The organism is Streptomyces spectabilis (assembly GCF_008704795.1).
Lineage (GTDB): Bacteria > Actinomycetota > Actinomycetes > Streptomycetales > Streptomycetaceae > Streptomyces > Streptomyces spectabilis.
The window spans coordinates 8,580,351-8,600,481 of record NZ_CP023690.1; the positions used below are offsets into that span (position 1 = coordinate 8,580,351).

Annotated in this window: 18 protein-coding genes; 8 read left to right on the plus strand and 10 right to left on the minus strand. The window is 72.5% G+C overall.

Features of this window, described 5'->3' with window-relative positions; genetic code table 11:
• Window positions 1-130 precede the first annotated feature (130 nt).
• From CP982_RS36550 to CP982_RS36575, 6 genes are read left to right on the plus strand one after another with little or no spacing between them, the layout of a single operon-like run.
• Entirely contained in the window at window positions 131-1,189 is a 1,059-nt protein-coding gene (locus CP982_RS36550) for a hypothetical protein (protein ID WP_150514396.1), read from the plus strand.
• Window positions 1,186-2,298: a CbiQ family ECF transporter T component gene (locus tag CP982_RS36555; RefSeq protein WP_150514397.1), complete on the plus strand. Its 1,113-nt coding sequence runs from the start codon at window positions 1,186-1,188 to the stop codon at window positions 2,296-2,298. The genes CP982_RS36550 and CP982_RS36555 overlap by 4 nt, the downstream gene beginning before the upstream one ends.
• Complete coding sequence (locus tag CP982_RS36560; RefSeq protein WP_150514398.1) at window positions 2,295-3,899, plus strand: ABC transporter ATP-binding protein; 1,605 nt, start codon at window positions 2,295-2,297, stop codon at window positions 3,897-3,899. Before CP982_RS36555 ends, CP982_RS36560 begins: the two co-directional genes overlap by 4 nt.
• Window positions 3,896-4,921: an ECF transporter S component gene (locus CP982_RS36565; RefSeq protein WP_308294324.1), complete on the plus strand. Its 1,026-nt coding sequence runs from the start codon at window positions 3,896-3,898 to the stop codon at window positions 4,919-4,921. The genes CP982_RS36560 and CP982_RS36565 overlap by 4 nt, the downstream gene beginning before the upstream one ends.
• Entirely contained in the window at window positions 4,833-6,335 is a 1,503-nt protein-coding gene (locus tag CP982_RS36570; RefSeq protein ID WP_150514399.1) for a prenyltransferase/squalene oxidase repeat-containing protein, read from the plus strand. Before CP982_RS36565 ends, CP982_RS36570 begins: the two co-directional genes overlap by 89 nt.
• A gap of 56 nt (window positions 6,336-6,391) precedes the next feature.
• Window positions 6,392-6,898 carry a DUF4430 domain-containing protein gene (locus CP982_RS36575; RefSeq protein ID WP_150514400.1) on the plus strand — a complete coding sequence of 169 codons (507 nt, stop codon included), beginning with the start codon at window positions 6,392-6,394 and terminating at the stop codon, window positions 6,896-6,898.
• 90 nt (window positions 6,899-6,988) lie between these two features.
• Here the strand turns inward: CP982_RS36575 and rfbA are convergent, their stop codons facing one another.
• Window positions 6,989-7,864: a glucose-1-phosphate thymidylyltransferase RfbA gene (rfbA, locus tag CP982_RS36580; protein WP_150514401.1), complete on the minus strand. Its 876-nt coding sequence runs from the start codon at window positions 7,862-7,864 to the stop codon at window positions 6,989-6,991.
• A gap of 98 nt (window positions 7,865-7,962) precedes the next feature.
• Between rfbA and rfbB the strand changes: the two genes are divergently transcribed.
• A complete protein-coding gene (gene rfbB, locus CP982_RS36585; protein ID WP_150514402.1) occupies window positions 7,963-8,955 on the plus strand; it encodes a dTDP-glucose 4,6-dehydratase in 993 nt (330 codons plus the stop codon).
• A gap of 29 nt (window positions 8,956-8,984) precedes the next feature.
• Here the strand turns inward: rfbB and CP982_RS36590 are convergent, their stop codons facing one another.
• Window positions 8,985-9,914: an NAD-dependent epimerase/dehydratase family protein gene (locus CP982_RS36590; RefSeq protein ID WP_150514403.1), complete on the minus strand. Its 930-nt coding sequence runs from the start codon at window positions 9,912-9,914 to the stop codon at window positions 8,985-8,987.
• Window positions 9,915-10,134: 220 nt separating this feature from the next.
• On the opposite strand from CP982_RS36590, the gene CP982_RS36595 reads away from it, so the two are divergent.
• Window positions 10,135-11,175, plus strand: coding sequence for a Gfo/Idh/MocA family protein (locus tag CP982_RS36595; protein WP_150514404.1), 1,041 nt, complete (start codon window positions 10,135-10,137; stop codon window positions 11,173-11,175).
• A 171-nt stretch (window positions 11,176-11,346) separates the two neighbouring features.
• Here the strand turns inward: CP982_RS36595 and CP982_RS36600 are convergent, their stop codons facing one another.
• The 8 genes from CP982_RS36600 to CP982_RS36635 all read right to left on the minus strand — a co-directional run bounded on the left by CP982_RS36600 (window position 11,347) and on the right by CP982_RS36635 (window position 19,916).
• Window positions 11,347-12,150 (minus strand): DNA-methyltransferase, encoded by an 804-nt coding sequence (locus tag CP982_RS36600; protein ID WP_170316567.1) that lies wholly within the window; start codon window positions 12,148-12,150, stop codon window positions 11,347-11,349.
• A gap of 58 nt (window positions 12,151-12,208) precedes the next feature.
• Complete coding sequence (locus CP982_RS36605; RefSeq protein ID WP_150514406.1) at window positions 12,209-13,036, minus strand: glycosyltransferase family 2 protein; 828 nt, start codon at window positions 13,034-13,036, stop codon at window positions 12,209-12,211.
• A gap of 1 nt (window position 13,037) precedes the next feature.
• Window positions 13,038-13,946: a radical SAM protein gene (locus CP982_RS36610; protein WP_150514407.1), complete on the minus strand. Its 909-nt coding sequence runs from the start codon at window positions 13,944-13,946 to the stop codon at window positions 13,038-13,040.
• Window positions 13,943-15,262 carry a DegT/DnrJ/EryC1/StrS family aminotransferase gene (locus tag CP982_RS36615; RefSeq protein ID WP_150514408.1) on the minus strand — a complete coding sequence of 440 codons (1,320 nt, stop codon included), beginning with the start codon at window positions 15,260-15,262 and terminating at the stop codon, window positions 13,943-13,945. The genes CP982_RS36610 and CP982_RS36615 overlap by 4 nt, the downstream gene beginning before the upstream one ends.
• 64 nt (window positions 15,263-15,326) lie before the next feature.
• Window positions 15,327-16,517, minus strand: a complete 1,191-nt coding sequence (locus tag CP982_RS36620) for an ABC transporter substrate-binding protein (RefSeq protein ID WP_150514409.1) — start codon at window positions 16,515-16,517, stop codon at window positions 15,327-15,329.
• 9 nt (window positions 16,518-16,526) lie between these two features.
• Window positions 16,527-17,333, minus strand: coding sequence for a sugar phosphate isomerase/epimerase family protein (locus CP982_RS36625; protein WP_150514410.1), 807 nt, complete (start codon window positions 17,331-17,333; stop codon window positions 16,527-16,529).
• Window positions 17,334-17,357: 24 nt separating this feature from the next.
• Window positions 17,358-18,686 carry an aspartate aminotransferase family protein gene (locus CP982_RS36630; protein WP_150514411.1) on the minus strand — a complete coding sequence of 443 codons (1,329 nt, stop codon included), beginning with the start codon at window positions 18,684-18,686 and terminating at the stop codon, window positions 17,358-17,360.
• A 105-nt stretch (window positions 18,687-18,791) separates the two neighbouring features.
• Window positions 18,792-19,916, minus strand: a complete 1,125-nt coding sequence (locus tag CP982_RS36635) for a Gfo/Idh/MocA family protein (protein WP_170316568.1) — start codon at window positions 19,914-19,916, stop codon at window positions 18,792-18,794.
• Window positions 19,917-20,131 lie beyond the last annotated feature (215 nt).

Below are 20,131 nucleotides of genomic sequence, written 5' to 3' on the forward strand. Positions count from 1 at the left end.
CCAGAGCCCGTCACCGGCTCCTACGGCCCCCTGCCGCTTCCTTCTGGAACGCGCGTCAGGGGTTTTTCGTGCGGCACCGGCGACCGTGGTGCGGGGTCCCGTGCGGACCCCAACCGAAGGGCACCTCGACATGGCCGGCGCGATACGCGCGTTCGCCGCCGCGCTCGGGCTGTTGCTCGCGTCGGCCGTACTCGGCGTCGGGCCCGTCCCGGCCGCGCCCGCCGCCGCGGTGGACACCGGCCGCGGCCACGCGGGCTTCTGCAGGAACGGCGAGGGCGTCACCGTCGTCGTGGACTTCCGGGAACTCGGCGGGACCACCCTCGTGCGGTGCGCCGTCGGCTCCCAGCGGACCGGCCTCGCCGCGCTCAAGGACGCGGGCATCCAGGTCGCCGGCACCAACCGCTGGGGCGAGTCCTTCATCTGCCGTCTGGAGGGCAAGCCGGGCGCCGACCGCGAGTCCTGCCTCGACACCCCGCCCGCCAAGGCCTACTGGTCGTACTGGCACGCCTCCAACGGCGGCCGCTGGACCTACAGCCAGTACGGGGCGACGTACCGCACCCCGCCCAAGGGCAGCTTCGAAGGCTGGTCCTTCTCCCTCGACCGCGACCAGGGCGAGGCCCCGGCGCCGCGCGTGGCGCCCCGGCGTCCCGCGGCCCCCGGCAGCGGCGGCGGAGCGGGCGGCGGCGGGCACACGGGCGGCGGACACACCGGCGGCGGCAAGCCCGGCGGCGGAGCACCGGACCGCGGCACCACGCCCGACACCTCCGACCGGGGCGCCCCGCCCGCCGGAGGCGGCCCCCGCGACAGCGACGGCGCCCGGCCACCCGCCGACGGCGGCGGCCTAGCGCTGCCGCCCGGCCACCAGGGCGAGAAGGACGGCGGGAAGGGCGCCGAGGACAAGAAGGCCAAGGACCCGAAGAAGGCCAAGAAGGACAGCAAGAAGGACAGCAAGAAGGACGGCGAGAAGAGCGCGAAGCCGTCGCCCTCCATGAGTTCCGGCCCCGCGCCCGCGCCGAGCGAGGCCGCCGACTGGACCGGCGGCGAGGACAAGCGGACCGTGTCGGCGGCCAAGGACGACGGGGTGCCCACCGGCACGGTCGTCGGCGCGGCCGCCGCCGTGGCCCTCGCCGTCGCCGGGGGAGTGACGGCCTGGCGCCGCCGCGGCCGCGCCTCGGGCGGTGCCCCGTGACCGGACTCGCCCGGTCGGTCCACCCGGGGGCGTGGTGGCTGTGGGCGCTCGGCATGGCCGCCGCCGCGAGCCGCACCGCCAACCCCGTGCTGCTCGTCCTGATCCTGGCAGCGGTCGGCTTCGTGGTCGCCCAGCGGCGCGACGACGCGCCCTGGGCGCTCGCGTTCCGGATGTATCTGACCCTCGGCGCGTTCATCGTCGTGATGCGCGTCGTCTTCCGCGTCGTCTTCGGCGGCGGCCAGGGCGACACCGTCCTGTTCACACTGCCGGAGATCCCGCTGCCCCAATGGGCCGCGGGGATCCGCCTGTTCGGACCCGTCGCCGCCGAGCAGCTCCTCGGCGGCCTGTACGACGGACTGCGGCTCGCCACCATGGTGGTGTGCGTCGGCGCGGCCAACGCCCTCGCCAACCCCAAGCGCATGCTCAAGGCGCTGCCCGGCGCGCTCTACGAGATCGGCACCTCCGTCGTCGTCACGCTCACCGTGGCGCCGCAGCTCGTCGAGAGCGTGCAGCGGGTGCGCAGGGCCCGGCTGCTGCGCGGCGGCACGGTCAAGAAGGGCTACCGCGGCATCGGCGCACTGCGCGGCATCGTCATCCCCGTCCTCGAGGACGCCATGAACCGCTCCCTGGCCCTCGCCGCCGCGATGGCCTCGCACGGCTACGGCCACACCGGGCGCACCGCCCCGCGCACCCGCCTTTTCACCGGCGCCCTGGTCATCGCCGGGTTGCTCGGCGTGTGCGGCGGCCTGTACGGCGCGATGGGCGCGAGCACGCCGCCCTACCTGGGCACGCCGCTGCTGCTCGCCGGACTCGCCCTGGCCGTGGCCGGGTTCGTGCTCGGCGGGCGCCGCGTCAGGCGCAGCATCTACCGGCCCGACCCGTGGCGCGCCGCCGAGTGGTCCGTGGCCGCGTCCGGCCTCGCCGCGGGCGTGCTGATGTACGTCGTCTCCCGCACGGACGCGGCCTCCCTCTACCCCTCCCTCTCGCCCCTCGCCTGGCCCGAAGTGACCGCGCTTCCCGCGCTCGCCGCTCTTGCCGGGGTCCTGCCCGCCTGGCTCGCGCCCACGCCGCCGCGCGCCGCCCCCCGGCCCCGGGAGGCCGCCGCGTGATCCGCTTCGAGCACGTCACCTTCACCTACGCGGACGCTCCCGAGCCCGCCCTGCGCGAGGTCGACCTGACCGTCGGCGAGGGCGAGCTGTGCCTGGTCACCGGGCGGACAGGAGTCGGCAAGTCGACCCTGCTGGGTGCCGTCAACGGCCTCGTGCCGCACTTCACCGGCGGCCATCTCCAGGGCCGCGTCAGCGTCGACGGCCTCAGCACGGCCGACGCGCCGCCGCAGGAGTTCGCCCACGTCGTCGGCGTCGTCGGCCAGGACCCCCTCGCCTCCTTCGTGACCGACACCGTCGAGGAGGAACTCGCGTACGGCATGGAGCAGCTGGCGATCCCCGCCGCCGTCATGCGCAAGCGCGTCGAGGAGACCCTCGACCTCCTCGGCATCGCCGAGCTGCGCAGGCGCGCGCTGCGCACCCTCTCCGGCGGCCAGCAGCAGCGCGTCGCTATCGGCTCCGTGCTCACCGCGCACCCCCAGGTCCTGGTCCTGGACGAGCCCACCTCCGCGCTCGACCCCACCGCCGCCGAGGACGTGCTCGCCGCCCTCACCCGGCTCGTCCACGACCTCGGCACCACCGTCCTGGTCGCGGAGCACCGCGTGGAACGCGTCCTGCAGTACGCCGACCGGCTCGTGCACCTGACCGGGGACGGCCGCGTCCGCGAGGGCGACCCGGCGGAGCTGATGCGCGACAGCGACGTCGCGCCGCCCGTCGTCCGCCTGGGGCGGCTCGCCGGATGGGAGCCGCTGCCCCTCTCGGTGCGCGACGCCCGCCGCAAGGCCGCCGAACTGCGCACCCGGCTCACCGGCCGCGCCCCGGCCGCCGTGCCCGCGACCCAGGGGCAACCCGCCCTGTCCGCGCGGCGGGTGACCGTCGCGTACGGCGACACCGTCGCCGTACGCGAACTCGACCTGGATCTCGCGGGCGGCGAGGTCACCGCCCTCATGGGCCGCAACGGCTCCGGCAAGTCCTCGCTCCTGTGGGCGCTCCAGGGCTCGGGGCCCCGCTACTCGGGGCAGGTCGACGTGCGCGGCACCGACCCGGGGAAGGTCGCGGCCCGCAAGGCCCGCGCGCTCGTCGGGCTCGTCCCGCAGACCGCGAGCGACCTGCTCTATCTGCACACCGTGGACGCCGAGTGCGCGCAGGCCGACCGGGAGTCCGACGCCGCCGACGGCACCTGCCGCGCCCTCCTTGACGCGCTCGCGCCCGGCATCCCCGGCGACCGGCACCCGCGCGACCTGTCGGAAGGGCAGCAGCTCGCCCTCGTCCTCGCCGTCCAGCTCGCCGCCGCGCCCGGCGTCGTCCTCCTCGACGAGCCGACGCGCGGTCTCGACTACCACGCCAAGGAAGCCTTCACCGGCGTCATCCGGCGCCTGGCCGCCGAGGGGCGCGCGATCGTGGTCGCCACGCACGACGTGGAGTTCACCGCGCGCGCCGCCGACCGCGTCGTCGTCCTGGCCGAGGGCGAGATCGTCGCCGACGGCCCGACGGCCGACGTGGTCGTCTCCTCACCCGCGTTCGCACCCCAGGTCGCCAAGGTGCTCAGCCCCCAGGAGTGGCTGACGGTGGAGCAGGTACGGACCGCCCTGGAGGCCGTGTGAGCACCGGGAGCCCCGCCACGACGGGCCGTCGCGCCGGCGCCCGGCGCATCCGTGTCCCCGTCCTGCCGATCGGCGCGCGCACCGCCGTCGTGCTCACCCTCGCGAGCCTCGCGGGGCTCGCCATGTTCTTCTGGCCGCTGTTCGCCGCGCCCCGCCCCGAGGGCGTCGCGCACACCACCGACGCGCCCCTCGTCTTCCTCCTGACGATGCCGGTGCTGCTCGCCGTCGTCCTCGCCGAGATGTCGTCCGGCGGCATCGACACCAAGGCCCTGGCCATGCTCGGCGTGCTCTCCGCCGTCAACGCGGGCCTTCGGCCGCTCGGCGCGGGCACGGCGGGCATCGAGACCGTGTTCTTCCTGCTGGTCCTCGCGGGCCGGGTGTTCGGGCCCGGCTTCGGCTTCGTGCTCGGCTGCACCTCGCTGTTCGCCTCCGCGCTGCTCACCGCCGGCGTCGGGCCCTGGCTGCCGTTCCAGATGATCGCCTCCGGGTGGATCGGGCTCGGCGCCGGGCTGCTGCCCAAGCGGGTGTCCGGGCGGGCGGAGATCGCGATGCTCGCGGCCTACGGCGTCGTCGTCGCGTACCTCTTCGGCTTCCTCCTGAACATGTGGTTCTGGCCGTTCACGGCGGGCCCCGACACCGACCTGTCCTTCGTGCCGGGGGCGTCGATCGGCGAGAACCTGCACCGCTTCGCCGTCTTCACGCTGGTCACCTCCACCTTCGGCTGGGACACCGGCCGCGCGCTCACCAACCTCGTCGCGATCGTCACGCTCGGCCCCGCGGTCCTGGCCGTCCTGCGCCGGGCCGCGCGCCGCGCCGCCTTCGGAGCGCCGGTGACCCTGTCGGCGCCGGCCGCCGACACCGCCGCGCCGCTTCCGGACACCTCATCGGCACCGTCCTCTTCCCGTTCCTCCCGCAAGCACAAGGAGCTTCGCCATGCCTCTGTCCGTACGGTCGAGAACGGCGGTGGGGATACCGGTGGCCGCCCTCGCCACGGTGCTGCTGCCGGTCACCGCCCACGCTGAGCCCGCGAAGCCGGCGGCGGGGACCGCGCTCGTCCCCAAGGCCCCGGCGAACGCCGCCGCCACCTGGATGTCCTCGAAGCTGACCGACGGCTCGAACGCCAAGGGTGACGTGGGGCTGACCGCCGACGTCGTCATGGGCCTGGCCTCGACCGACACCGGCGGCGCCGTGCAGAAGAAGGTGACGGACTGGCTGGAGGCCAACGCCAAGGGCTACATCGAGAGCAAGGGCGGCCCCGGCACCGTCTACGCGGGCGGCCTCGCCAAGCTCACTCTCGTCGCCGGCATCGAACACCGCGACCCGAAGGACTTCGGCGGCTACGACCTGGTGAAGACCCTCACCGAACGCCTCCAGCCGAGCGGCCGCTTCACTGACAAGAGCCCCAGCGGGGACAGCTCCCAGCAGTTCACCCAGGCCCTCGCGGTCCTGGCGCTGCAACGCACCGGCGGGGCGCCGGACAAGGCCGTCGACTTCATCGCCGGGTCCCGCTGCTCGGACGGCGGCTACCCGCTGTACTTCAACGCGGCCCCCGACAAGTGCTCCCACATCGACAGCACGGGCCTGGCCGTCCAGGCCCTGCTCGGCTCGGGCCGCACGGCCGCCGCCAAACCCGCCCTGAACTGGCTGGAGAAGAAGCAGCTTCCCGACGGCGGCTTCCCCGACAGCTTCCTGGGCAGCGCCGCCAAGGGCAACTCCAACAGCACCGCCCTGGCCGTCCAGGCACTCGCGGCCGGAGGCCGCACGGAGGCCGCCGCCAAGGGCGTCGCCTGGCTCAGGTCCCGCCAGGTGAACTGCGCAGCCCCGCAGAAGGACTGGGGTGCCGTCGGCTTCCTGGAGCCGAAGGCCGACGGCATGGCGCTGCGCGCCACCGCCCAGGTCGTGCCCGCGCTCGCGGGCAAGTCCCTCGCCCAGGTGGACGCGGGCGACGCCGCCGCGGACCTGGAGGAGATCAGCTGCGTACCGGGCGGCGGCACCCCGGGCGGCAACACCGGCGGCGGCGACGGCGGCACCTCCGGCGGCGACGGTGACAACGGCGGCACGGACGGCGGCGGATCCGGCGGCAACGGCGGATCGGGCGGCGACGGCAGCGACAACGGCGGCACCGGCTCGGACGGCGGCACCGACTCCGGCGGCGGCAACGGCGGCACCGGCGGCGATGGCGACGACGCCACGACGGGCGGCTCGGACGACGACGCGACCGACGGCGGCGGCAACGCGCCCGCCCCGCAGGCCGGTTACGACTCCGGCGGCAGCGGCGACGTGGGCGGCTCCGGAGTGCAGCCCGTGGGCAACCCCGGCGGCAGCCTCGCCTCCACCGGTACGTCCTCCCTGCCGCTCGCGGCCACCGCGGGCGCCCTGCTCGCCGCCGGCGCGACGGCCGTCCTCGTGGTGCGGCGCCGCCGCACCACCCTCTGAACCCTCCTCCTCAGCACCAGCAACTCCGCACCTACGCACCTATGCAAGGAGACACCATGCGCAAGACCTCCACGCTCTCGCTCGGCCGAAGAGCCGCCCTCGTCGTCAGCGCCCTGGGCCTGGCCCTCGCCGTCACCCCGGTCGCCGACGCGGCGCCCGCGAAGGCGACCGCCAACACGGCCGTCAAGGTCACCGTCACCGTGAAGGGCCCCAACGGCAACGTCTTCAACGGCAGTGTCACCACGAAGGGGCACTCCGTGACCACGGCCTCGGGCGGCACCCACAAGTGCGACGGCACCAACAACGAGGCCAACACCTCGGCGGGGCCCACCCCGACGGCGGCCCTCGACGACGCCGCCAAGAAGCAGGGCTTCACCTGGGACGGCAGCTGGTACCCGTCCTTCGACGACTACTTCGTGACCACCATCGGCGGCCACAACGGCGGCAACGCGTACTACTGGAACATCGCCGTCAACGGCGAGGCCACGCAGGTCGGCGGCTGCCAGCTGCACATCAAGGCGGGCGACAAGGTCGCCTTCACCTGGACCAAGATCAACAACTGATCCGCCGACGGAGGGCGACGGCCGCCGAGGCGGTCGCCCGCACCGCACGGGCCCGGCGCGGCCGCACCGCGCCGGGCCCGTGCCCGTCCCTCACAACAGCGCGTCCTCGTCGAGCAGGCTCAGCAGATAGCGCCCGTACCCGCTCTTGAGCAGCGGCCCGCTCAGCGCGCGCAGCCGCTCGTCGTCGATGTAGCCGCAGCGCCACGCGACCTCCTCCACGCAGCCGATCTTCAGGCCCTGGCGCTCCTCGATGACGCGCACGTACTCCGACGCCTGCACCATCGCCGTGAACGTGCCGGTGTCGAGCCAGGCGGTGCCCCGGTCGAGCACCGTCACCGACAGCGCGCCGCGCCTCAGGTACTCCTCGTTCACCCCGGTGATCTCCAGCTCCCCGCGCTCGCTCGGGCGGAGCCCCGCGGCGATGTCGACGACGCGCTCGTCGTAGAAGTACAGACCGACGGCGGCGTACCGGGACTTGGGCTTGGCGGGCTTCTCCTCGATGGACAGGGCCGTGCCGTCCTCGCCGATCTCGACGACGCCGTACGCCGTGGGATCGGCGACGGGGTAGGCGAAGATGCGGCCGCCGTCGGGGGCCGTGTGCTCGCGCAGCTGCACGCCGAAGCTGCGGCCGTGGAAGATGTTGTCCCCGAGGATCAGGGCCACGGGCTCGCCGCCGATGAAGTCGGCGCCGATGAGGAAGGCCTCCGCGATGCCCCCGGGCCGGTCCTGCGCCCGGTAGGTGAGCCGGAGGCCGAGGTGCGAGCCGTCGCCGAGCAGCCGCCGGAAGTCGACCTCGTCCTCGCGGGTGGTGATGACGAGGATCTCGCGGATTCCGGCCAGCATCAGGGTGGACAGCGGGTAATAGACCATGGGTTTGTCGAACACCGGCATGAGCTGTTTGGAAACGGCTTGGGTGACCGGCCACAGACGGGAACCGGTGCCTCCTGCAAGTATGATTCCGCGCATTGCTGACGGCGGGCCGGCCGTTCGTGCGGACCGGCCCTTTCCTCCCTTCCTGTCGGGGTCCCTACCGCCGTACCCCCGTCCGTGTGTATCTTTTCTCCATGCGGATTATTGTGACGGGCGGTGCCGGTTTCATCGGGTCCGAATTTGTCCGGTCCATGCTGTTGGCCCCTGGCGCGGCGAACGACATCCGTATCACCGTCCTGGACAAGCTGACGTATGCCGGAGTGCGGGAAAACCTCGACCCGGTCGCGGGCCATCCACGGCACTCCTTCGTGCACGGGGACATATGCGACGGCGATTTCCTGGACCAGGTGGTGCCGGGGCACGACGCGGTGGTGCACTTCGCCGCCGAGACGCACGTGGACCGGTCCATCACGGGGTCCGCCCCGTTCGTGACGACGAACGTCCTCGGCACGCAGCTGCTGCTCGACGCCGCGCGCCGGCACGGCGTCGGCCGGTTCCTGCACGTGTCGACCGACGAGGTCTACGGCTCGATCCCGGTCGGCTCCTGGTCCGAGGAGAGTCCGCTCGCGCCGAACTCGCCGTACGCGGCCACCAAGGCGAGCTCCGAACTGCTCGCGCTCGCCTGCCACCGCACGCACGGCATGGACGTCGTGGTGACCCGCTGCTCGAACAACTACGGGCCCTACCAGTTCCCCGAGAAGGTCATCCCGCTGTTCATCACCCGCCTCCTCGACGGCGGCAAGGTGCCGCTGTACGGCGACGGACAGCACGTCCGTGACTGGCTGCACGTGTCGGACCACTGCCGGGGCGTCGAACTGGCGCTGCGCCACGGCAGGGCCGGGGAGGTCTACCACATCGGCGGCGGCACCGAGCTGACGAACGAGCAGCTGACCGGGCACCTGCTCGCCGCGACCGGCCGCGGCTGGGAGCGGGTCGAGCGCGTCCCCGACCGCAAGGGCCACGACGCGCGGTACTCCCTCGACTGCACCAAGGCCGCCACGGAGCTGGGCTACGCCCCGCTCGTCGGCTTCGAGCGCGGCCTCGCCGACACCGTCGCGTGGTACGCGGACAACCGCTCCTGGTGGGAGCCGCTCCAGCGGCGCGCGGCCCTGCGCACCCCGGCGTAGCCGCGGACCGGTGGCGTCCGCCCGGCCGGTCACGACGGGAGCCGGGCGGGCGGGGCGACAGCGGCGAGCGTGCCCGCGAGCCCGTCCGCCAGGCCGGTGCGGGGAGTCCAGCCCAGGACCTCGCGGGCCGCCGTCACGTCCAGCCACACGTCCGACCGGTCGAAGCTCCGGGCGGGCTCGCGCCGCACGTCGAGCGCGCGGCCCGCCGCCCGCTCGAAGTGCCGGTGCAGTTCGTCGAGCGACGTCGGCACGCCGGAGCCGATGTTCAGCGTGGTCGGTCCCGGCGCGGCCCGCAGCAGGTCGGCCCGCCGGTGCGCCGCGAGCAGGGCGGCGCACACGTCGTCGACGTGGACGTAGTCCCGCCGGGAGCGGCCGATCAGCGTCAGTGCCCCGCCCGTCCGCACCGCACCGGCCCAGTGCGGGATCACCCCGAACCCGGCGCCCGCCGGCTGCCCGGGTCCGTAGACGTTGGCGAGGCGGAGGACCACAGGGGCCGTCCACGCGGCGCAGGCCAGGGCCCGCTCCTGGGCGAGCTTCACCGCGCCGTAGGTGGAGACGGGGCGCGTCGGGGCGTCCTCCCGGTACGGCGGATCGGCCTCGGGGGCGTACACGGTCCCGCCCGAGCTCGCGAGGACCACCAGCGGGCGGTGGGTCGCGCCGCGCAGCCCCCACAGCAGGAGCTGGAGATTCCAGTAGTCCTGCGCGGCGAGCCGGGGCTCCCGCTCCGCCCGCGCGGGCGTCACGCCGCCCGCCACGTAGAAGACCGTGTGCGACCGCAGCAGGGCGCGGTGCACCCGGCCCCCCTGCGCGAAGGGGCGCTGCCGGGTGAACGAGCACATCCGCACGCCGGCCGCGTCCAGTGCCTTGCGCAGGTTCCTCCCGATGAACCCGGAACCGCCGACCACGGCGACCCGCGCGGCGGCGGGCGATCCGGCCGCACCGGCTGGGCTCGATTTCATGACGTGGCCCCCATATTCCTTCGAAAACCGTTCCCGGACATCGATTTCGGGCGTGCCTGATAAACGGCTCCGGTTTTATATCGAGAGCCGGAAAAGGCAACGCTTTCATTGTGGCCGCCGGTTGACAGTGCGTCGTACGGCACTTAAAAATTGTGCACGCATCCCCTTTCTCGCGTGCTCTTCACGCGTCCGGAAGGCGTATTGAAGAAGGAGGTTCGCCATGCGCGGCGCCATCATTGGATTCGGCACCATAGCCATGGGACACATGGTCGGCTATTCGCGGGTAGAGGACTTATCCATAGCTGCGGTCATCGATGTCTCGAAGGAGCGGCGGAGCCATGCGGAGGAATCGTTCGGAATCCCCGCCTACAGCGACTTCGCCAAGCTGGTCGCGAACGAGACCCTCGACTTCGTCGACATCTGCACGCCCCCGAGCAGCCACGCCGAGTACTCGGACCTCGCGCTCGCGCACGGACTGCACGTCCTGTGCGAGAAGCCCGTCTTCCTGCCCGCCGCCGACGGCTACGCCGGCCAGCTGGCCCGGATCCACGCCAGCGACCGCGTCTACTACCCGTGCCACGTCTACAAGTACGCGCCCGTGCTCGCGGCGATGAAGGAGCGCATCGCCGCGCCCGGCTTCGGCGAGGTCGTCGGCGCCCACTTCCGCACGCTGCGCGCCGGACACGCCAAGGGCGTGCGCGACTGGCGGCCGCACTGGCGGCGCGAGCCCGGTACGTCGCACGGCGGCATCCTGCGCGACCACGGCCCGCACAGCGTGTACCTTGCCATGAACCTGACAGGGCTGACCCCGATGTCGGTCTCCTGCCTCACGGGGCGGCTGCGGGACGGTGCCGCGTACGCCGACACCGAGGACACCGCGCTGCTGCGGCTGCGGTGCGAGGGCGACGTCGAGATCGCGCTGCACCTGTCGTGGGCCGCGGGTCATCGCAGCACCGGATATTCGATCATGGGGACCTCCGGTTCCGTGGTCGTCGACGGTGACGACCTCACCTACGCGGCGGACGGTGTCGTGGTCCGCACGTCCATCGAGTCCGGCTTCGACGACCCGTCCCACCAGGAGTGGTTCCAGCGGATGCTCCTTGACTTCACGGCGGTGGTCGCCGAGCCCGAGCGCGGCCGCGGCCTCATCCGGGAGGCGCTGACCACGTCGTTCGTGATCGACGGCGCCTACGCCTCGGCCGCCGACGGCGGCCGGTGGATCGACTGCCGAGTGCCGGAAGCGCTCCTGACCCCGGCCTGACGACTCATCAGGAACCTGCGGGGAAGGGTGGGCGGCCCCGTGCCGGAGCACGGGACCACCCACCCGCCATGCGGTACGGGAGTGCCCCGAAGGGGCGCGGGGAACTGCGCGGCCGGCCAGGACGACTCCGCAGGCGATCGACGGCAGGGCGCGGCAGAACCAGCGGAGCGCTCAGCCCGCGCGGCGGGCGGCGAACATCGCCCGCACGTGCTGCTCCAGGCCCCGGTCCAGCTCGAAGCCGAGCCACCGCCGGCCCAGGCGCTCGGCGGCGAAACAGGTCGCCCCGCTGCCCGCGAACGGATCGAGGACCAGATCGCCGGGCCGGGTGAGCAGCTCCACGAACAACTCCGGGACCACCGTGGGCCAGCGGTCCGCATAGGGGTGCAGGGACGTTTCCGCAAGGGTCTTCTCGTACGCCTGGTCATAGCTGCCCGAGGTGTCGAACTCCAGCAGGTTGCCCCGTACGAAGGGCCGTCGTGCCGGATGCCGCAGCGCCGAGACGTCGTAGTGCACGTCGTGCGTGCGCGCCATGACCCAGATGGGCGTGACGGAGTCCGGGGCCCGTGCCGCGCCCTCCGGCTCCGGGTTGAGCAGCTGCGGGTTGTAGTAGTAGAAGTCCTGCACGAGCCGCCAGCCCGCCTTCGCCAGGGCGTGCACGGCACCGGCGTGCTGCACCGCCTTGCCCGGCGCGTCCGACAGCCAGAGGCCGCCCAGCTCGAACGCCACACAGCCGTCCGGGCGCAGCACCCGCTCGAACTGCTGGAAGAACGGCATCAGCCAGTCGAGGAACACCGCGCCCGTGCGGTCCTCGTCGGCGATGAGCCGCGGGCCCTCGAAGGGCGGCGAACAGACCACCGCGCGCACGCTGCCGTCGGGAACCCCCTCCAACAGCTTGAGGCTGTCCCCCCAGTGGTAGGAGCCGTGCTCGGCCCCCAGAGCGCAGCGGTCTCCCGCCGCGGTCGTCGACTCGGTCACCACGGAACCCTCTCCCTTGTCTGTCGTCGTTCCGCACCGCGGGTGTCGGGCAGCCGCCTCACTCCGAGGCCCAGGCGATCGCGCCCCGCTCCTCGGGCGTGACGGTCTCGCGGCTGTTGGAGTAGCCGCCCAGGTAGTAGCGGAGCGTCGCGCGCCCCGTGCACACCATCGGCTCCCGGCTCTGGACGAGGCGGTAGTAGAGCTTGTCGTCCTCGCTGACCAGGCCGTCCGCGTCGGCGGCGGAGAACCGCTCCTCGAAGGGCACAGCGAGCAGCAGCTCCCGCGCCAGGAGCCAGGCGCTGGTGTCGACGGGCACCTCGTACGTGCCCGGCCGGTCCTTGATCACGTTCGAGCCCGGCACACAGATGCCCTTGGCCACGTAGTCCGCGTACATCCGCTCCGCCTCGGCGACGCTGTTCGCCCACGGCCACCGCGGTGCGAGGTACGGGGCGCCGTCCTTGTCCAGGAGGCCGACCTCGCTGTACGCGGCGCGCACGGAGTGCGCGCGGGCCTCGTCGAGGAGGGACTGGAGGTGGTCGGGCGTCCACTCGTTGTCGTCGTCGAGGTAGGCGATCCACGAGGAGTCGGACAGGTGCACCCCGAGGTTGCGCAGGCGCGAGGACCGCCCCGGTCCTGACCTCTCGTGCGGCTCGCGCTCCACGTACCGGACCTCGCAGTGCGGGAACGCGTCCGTCACCTCGCTCAGCGCGGCCAGCGTCTCCTGGCTGTCGTCGATGAGGACGAGGTGGCGCACCGGCACGTCGGCCACCTGGGCGCGGACGCTGCGCATGGCCCGCTGCACGAGGACCGGCCGGTAGCGGGTCAGGGTGACGACGGTGACGCTCTCGCCGGGCCCGGCCGCGGCCGACTTCTCGTTCGCCGTCATGTCAGACACCTCCCACCGGCGCGGACAACGACCGCTCCACGCAGCCGTCGTCGGCCGTGATGTCGTCCTTGCAGACCTCCAGGAACGGGTAGTCGACCAGCTCCTCAAGGCGCTCCGTCACCTGCCACCCCGCGCGCGGCAGCTCCTGGTGCGGATGCAGCTTGCCGACGCTGCCCAGGCAGTTCCGGCAGGCCCGCAGCGGATCGTCGGCGGTGAGGAAGCGGTGCAGGCGCTCCAGGAACGCCGGGTCTTCCTCGATGCGCAGCCCGTCGACGCGCGGATCCCAGCCGCCGTCGCGCAGCTGCCGGGGCATGAACACGCTCTGCGGGCAGCGGTAGAGCCAGCCGTCGTACACCGTGTGCGAGTTCCAGAAGTGGGCGAGCTTGCAGGTGTCGAAGACGTCCCGGACCAGGTCCGGCGCGTCGGTGCCCGACTCCGAGTACACCGCGCGGAAGTGCCCGTAGTAGTTGACGAGGAGGGAGACCCCGTGGTCCCGGGCCAGGGCGCGATAGCGCTCGATCTCCTCGGGGGCGATCGTCCGGCTCGGGTAGACCGAGATCTCCAGGGAGTCCACGGCCTGCCAGAAGCGCTCCGGAGCGCGGTGCAGGAGCGTGCCGTTGGTGGCCACGAGGACCGTGTCGGAGATGCCGGTGGCCCGCACCGCCTCGATCAGGCCGACGACGTCCGGGTGCAGCAGCGGCTCACCGCCCATGATCTTCGCGTACGAGGCGTGGTAGCTCCGGGCGAGGACGCTCAGGGTGTCGTGGATCTCCGCCGGGTCGGCGTTCTCGCGGCGGTACAGCGGCGAGAGGTGTGCGCAGGACCGGCAGCGCATGTTGCACTGGAGGCTGGCGTTGACCTCGATGCCCTCCGGGTTGTGCACCTTGCCGTCGGCGAGACGCACGCTCATGCCCGGCCCCTCTCCGCGCCGTCCCCGAGCTGGTCGAGGTGGGTGACGACCTTCTCGACGGCGGTCGCGATCGCCGTCACGTCCCGCTCGGTGCCGAGCAGCGCCTGGTGGAGGAAGGCGAAGCAGGTGCGGTACGCGGCCGTCGCCGCGGGCAGCTCGAACCGCCCCGGGTCCAGGCCCCGCCGCGCCTCGTCCGAGCCGGGCGTGCGCGGGGACTTGAGCGGCACGTACAGCGGGTTGGCGTTCAGCGGGGTGTCGAGGGTCTCGAAGAACATGTTCAGCTCGGCGGACATCGCGTCCACGACGCGGTCGACGGGCACCGGGCCGAGCAGCTCCGCGTCCAGACGGATGACGAAGTCGTAGTAGGTGCGCCGGGTCAGGCCCGCCGGTGCGGGCAGCGTCGACACGCCCGGGACGGCGGCGAGCAGGTCCGTGAGGACGGCGGCGTTGCGTTCGCGCCGCGCGGTCTGCTCCTCCAGGAACTCCAACTGGCTGAGCGCGACCGCCGCGTGGAACTCGGACATGGAGTGGTTGTGGCCCTCGACCGCGCCGACGTCCTCCAGCTCCAACTGGCCCGCCACCGGGTGGGCCGTGTAGCGCCGTCCGTTGGCGCGGTACTGCTGGAGCCGGTCGTGCAGCTCGGGCGACGTGGTGAGGACGACCCCGCCCTCGCCGCAGGTGAGCACCTTGGTCTGCTGGAGGCTGAACACCCCGATGGTGCCGAACGTGCCCACCTTGCGGCCCCGCCACTCCGCCCCGTGGGCCTGCGAGCAGTCCTCGATGACGGGGATGCCGGTGCTCAGCGAGAGTTCCTGGAACGCGTCGACGTCGGCGCCCGAGCAGTAGGCGTGCACGACGAGGATCGCCCGGGTCCGGTCGGTGACCGCGGCCTTGGCGGCGTCGGCCGAGATGCTCAGGGTGTGCGGGTCCACGTCCACGAGCACCGGCGTGGCGCCGAGCGCGTGTGCGGCGGACGCGCAGGCCACCCAGGTCAGGCCCGGCACGATGACCTCGGTGCCGGGGCCGACGCCGAGGGCCTCCATGGCGATGGTGAGCGCGGCCGAGCCGTTCGTCGTCGGCACCGCGTAGGGCGTCACGCCGGGCGCCGCGTGGTAGGCGGCGAAGGCGTCGGAGAAGCGCCGCTCGAAGCTCGGGGTGCCGGTGTAGATGCCGCTGACCGCCCAACGCCCGGACGTGGCGGCCGCGTTGAGCAGGGCCAGGGTGGAATCGGGCGCCTGCGGCCAGGCCGGCCAGGCGCCGTCGTGGACCGGCGTGCCGCCGAGGAGGGCGAGAGGTGAACTGCGTACCGCTGACATGTCTGTCCCCTTGTCGTCAGGAACGGGGGTGTGCGGAAGGGAGAGGGGGCGGGGGACCGGCGGGTCAGACCGGTGCCGAGGACGGGGCCGCGAGGAGTTCCCTGCGGGCCGCCTCCACCTCGTGCAGCAGCTCCACCGCGCGCGACGGCTCCCGCAGGAACGCCACGAATGCCGCCATGCCGGTGTCCGAGAGCTCCCACGTGGTGTCGAGGTCGTAGAACTGCCCCAGGTGGTCGGCGTTCCGGACGATCTCCATGCCCTTGGTGACGTGCCGTCCGCCCCGGGCCACGTCCACGTCGGTGCGGGTGGGCAGCGTGGCGAGGCGCTCGATCGTCAGCTGCTGCACCTCGCGCGACCCGAGATGGGCGAGGAACGCGGTGGCCTCCTCGGGCGCCCCGCTCGTCCCGGCCACGAAGTAGCCGTCGACCGGGGTGTCCTCGCCGACGGGCAGGCCGGGGTCGATCAGGGGGAAGCGGAAGAAGTCGATGTCCGGCTCGCCGGGCGGGGTGTACTCGTCGGTGGCGTAGGCACCCACGAGCGTCATGCCCGCCTCGCCGCGCAGCACCGCCGCGACGGCCTCCTCCTCGTCGTACGCCGCGGGGTCGCCGAGGAACCAGCCGTCCTCCACGAGGCGCTGCCAGAACGCGAACACCTCGGTGACGCGGTGGTCCGTGTACGGCACGCGCAGTGCCATCAGATCCTGGTGGAACGCGGGCCCGTTGAGCCGCATGTCGAGGTAGTCGAACCAGGCGGCGGCCGGGCAGCGGTGGCGGGCGCCGAGGGAGAACGGGGTGACGCCCGCGCGGCGCAGCACGGCGCACGCGTCCGTGAGATCCTGCCAGGTCTCGACCGTGGTGCGGATGCCGAGCTCGGCGAAGACCGAAGGGCGGTAGTACACGGCCCACCAGTAGTGGGAGGTCGGCAGGAAGGACGAGGGGCCCATGCCGCCGGTCATGGCGCGGAACCTCGGCAGGTACACATCGGCGAAGCCCTCCGCCCGCCACATCGCGGAGATGTCGAGCATCAGGCCCTGGTCCACCAGGGAGCGCATGCGGTTGCCCGCGAACCAGGTCATGACGTCCGGCGGGCTCTCGCCGGTGAGCCCCGCGTGCAGCCGGTCGCGCAGCTCCTCGTGGTCCAGGACGGACAGGGCGACCGGGGCGTCCGGGCGCCGTTCGTTCCAGCGGGCGACGACCTCGTCCGCGAAGCCGCGCATCAGGGGTGAGGTGTGGTCGGTGAGGAAGCTCAGGGGCATACGGACTCCTCAGGGCATGGAAGGGCCGGAGACGGAGGCGAGGACGCGGCGGAAGACGTCGACCGCGGCGGACGCCTCGCGCCCGAAGTCGCCGAAGTCGTCCTCGACGGTGAGCCCGCCCCGGTGCCCCGCGGCGAGCAGCGCCGCCACGAACTCCTTCTGCGCGCCCTCGTGGAAGTCACCGCTGCCGCGCGGCACGGACGAGGTGTGCGCGTGTCCGACGGCCGCTCCCGCGGCGGCCACATCGTCGGCGATCGGCAGCTGCTCGCTCATGATGTGGAAGCAGTCGGCGGTGATCCGCACGTCCACGCCGGTGAGGCTGTCGACGACCTCGCGCGCCTCGGCGCAGGAGTTCACGAAGTTGGTCTCCGTACGGTTCAGGGGTTCGAGGGCGAGCGTCATCTCGCGCTCGGCGCACACCTGGTGCGCCTGGACCAGGAAGTCCCTGAACTGCCCGAGGGCCTGTCCGCGCACGTGGCCGGGCGGGACGGAGCGGGCCTGCCCGCTGCCGAGGACGACCGTGCGCACGCCGAGCGCGGCCCCCCGGTCGCACATGTCGCGGAACACGTCCAGGGCCGCCGCGTGGTCGGCGTCCGGGCCCACGACACGGCACTTGAAGCGGCGCGGCAGCGGGGACGTCATGGCCTTGAAGGGCAGGCCCGCAGCCCGCAGCCGGACGCACAGGGCGGCGAACTCACCGCGTTCGACACACAGCATGTCTCCTTTGATCTCCAGGTAGTCCAGCGGGAGGCGGGCGGCTCGCTCGGCCTCCGGGGCGCTGCGCACCACGCACCCGAGTTCCATGGCGCTCCTCATCTCTGTCTCTGTGTCACTTCTGCGTCATTGCCGTGTCGGCCGACTCGGCCGCAGCGACCGGAAGACCGACTCGAAGGCCGCCAGCCCCTCGTCGAGGTGGTCCGCCGGGATGCTCAGCGGGGGGTAGATCCGGATCCTGCTGTCGTACGCCATCGCCAGGACGCCCTCGGCGAGCAGGTCCTGGAAGATCCGGCGGGTGACGTCCTTGGGCAGCGGCCGCCGGGTACCGGGCTCGACGAGCTCCACGCCGACCATGAGGCCGACGTTCGCGGCGTTGCCCACGAAGGGGAACTCCTCTTTCCAGGAGGCCAGTCGGCGCGCCACCGTCTCCCCGAGCAGGCGGGCCCGTTCGGGCAGGCGCTCGTCGAGCAGGATCCGCAGGGTGGCGAGGGCGGCAGCGCTGGCCAGCGGGTTGCCGCCGAAGGTGGAGGCGGCCGCGCTCGGCTGGCCGAAGGAGGTGCCCTCGACCAGCTCCGCCCTGCTGACGATCGCGCTCGCGGGGACGCCCGACGCCATCGCCTTGCCGAGCACGACGACGTCCGGGCGGACCTCGGGATCCTGCTCGAAGGCGAACAGGGAGCCGGTCCTGCCGAAGCCGGTGATGACCTCGTCCAGGATGAGCAGGGCCCCGTGCCGGTCCGCGAGCCGGCGCACGGCCCGCAGATATCCGGCGGGCGGGATGATGTTGCCGTTCGTGCCCTGCACCGGCTCCACGATGATCGCGGCGATGTCCCCGACCGAGCCGTTCTCGATGGACTGCTCGGCGAGGTCCACGCACCGCTGGCCGCAGGTGCTGTGCTCCAACTGGAGGGGGCAGCGGTAGCAGTAGGCGTACGGCACCTGGTGGGAGCCCGGCGGGAACGGCCCCGAGCGGTGCTTGCGGGGGCCGCCGTGCAGGCTGAGGGCGCCCTGGGTCTTGCCGTGGAAGCCGCCCCAGAAGCTGACGACCTCGTGCTTGCCGGTGGCGGCGCGGGCGAGCTTCACGGCGGCCTCGACCGCCTCGCTGCCGGTCGAGAACATGTGTATCTTGCCGAGGCGCTCGGGGAGTTGGGCGGCGAGGAGCTCGTAGTAACGCGAGCGCGCGTCGGTGTAGAACGTGCCGACGGCGCACGCGCCGAGCTGCTCCCCGACCTCGGCCAGGAACCTGGGGTGGGAGTGCCCGATGTTGCACACGCCCACGCCGGTGAAGAAGTCGATGTACCGCTTGCCGTCCTTGTCCCACACCTCGGCGTTGCGCGCGCGGTCCACGACGAGACCGGACAGGTCCGTCATGGACTGCCCGCCCGGCAGGCGGTGGCTCCGCTCAAGGGCGATGGTGTGGTGGGTCGACGCGGGCATGGCGGTGGTGCTCATGCTTCCCTGGGCCTTTCTGCCGCGTTGTGCGTCGGCTTCGCATTGCCTCTCGCGTTTATGCTTTACATTCCTTTGAAGTTCGGCGTGGTGGGGAGAGGCCCTGGATCACGGGCATTTGCCCGCTTCGCCGCCGAGTCCTCCGGGTGCGCTCCTGGCGAAGACGCGCTGGAGTACGGCGATGTCCTCCCGAGCGTCGCGCACATCGGTGAGCGGTGGCGTGCCGTCCACGACGCAGGCATGGAAAGCGCGCAGTTCCTCGCGGAACGCCTCGTCGTACGAGGCCTGAATTCTCCTTTCCACCAGGGCGCCGTCCTCCATGTGCTGGGCGACGACAGGAGTGGGCCAGTGCTTGAGGAATGGGGAGGGGAACTGAATGCGCACCCGCTGCCCTGCGGAAAGCACCGCGATCTCTTCGAAGTAGTCGCGGACGTCGTCGAGATAGGTCCAGGTGTAGCTGGTCCGCAGGTCGCCCGGGTGCGCGAGGACCGTCGTCACGGAGGGGAAGCGGGAGTCCCGCGGCCAGATCTCCGTGAACAGCACGTCGTCCGGCTCTCCCACAAGGGACCGCAGCGCGTTCACGTCGTGCACCATGCTGCCGAGGAACACGTCGTGGTAGACGAAGCGCAGGGCGTCCGGGACCGCGCCGACCGCCTCGTCGAGCAGCTCCTCCTGGGCCCGGTGCAGCTCCCGCGCGACCTGGCCCGGCACGTCGTCGAAGCGGCGCACGCCGTGCATGGCGATGTACTGGTCCTCGCTGGGGTGCAGGGTGTTGATCTGCGCGTACCGAGGCTCCTCGATGGCGCTGACCAGCTGTTTCCCATAGAGGAAGCCGGGGTCGAAGCGCTTCATGTAGGCCACCATGAGGCGCACTCCGGACCGGGCGACGGCCGCCTCGATCGCGTCGGCCTCGCGGAGCGTGAAGCACAGCGGCTTCTCCACCAGGACGTGTTTGCCCGCCTCGGCGGCGGCCAGGACCTGCGGCGCGTGACTGCCGCCGCTGAGCACGAGGACAGCGTCCACATCGGTGTCGAGCAGCGCGCGGTAGTCCGTGAAGCGCCGCCCGTGCGGCACCCCGTACCGCTCGCCGAGGGCGTCGAGGAGGCCGGGGGAGAGGTCGCTGAGCGCGGTGATCTCGAACTGGTCGGAGAGGCTCTGCAGATAGGGCAGATGCATGATCTGGGCGACGGTTCCGCAACCGATGACGCCCACGCGGACACGTTCTTTCTGCACGGCACCAACTTCTCTCGAAAGGAGTGGAGCGGCGGACCGGAGCGGGGAAATCAGGGCAGCCCGAAGAGGCCGGACCTGCTTTCCCGAAAGGGGTGAAGCCATCGGCGCACCGCGCCCGACGGAAAACGGACGATGACGCCGAAGGACCTACGTCACCGATGCAGTTGGGCGGAATTCCACAAAGGTCTCCTCTGGGCCCCGACATCGTTCGGCTT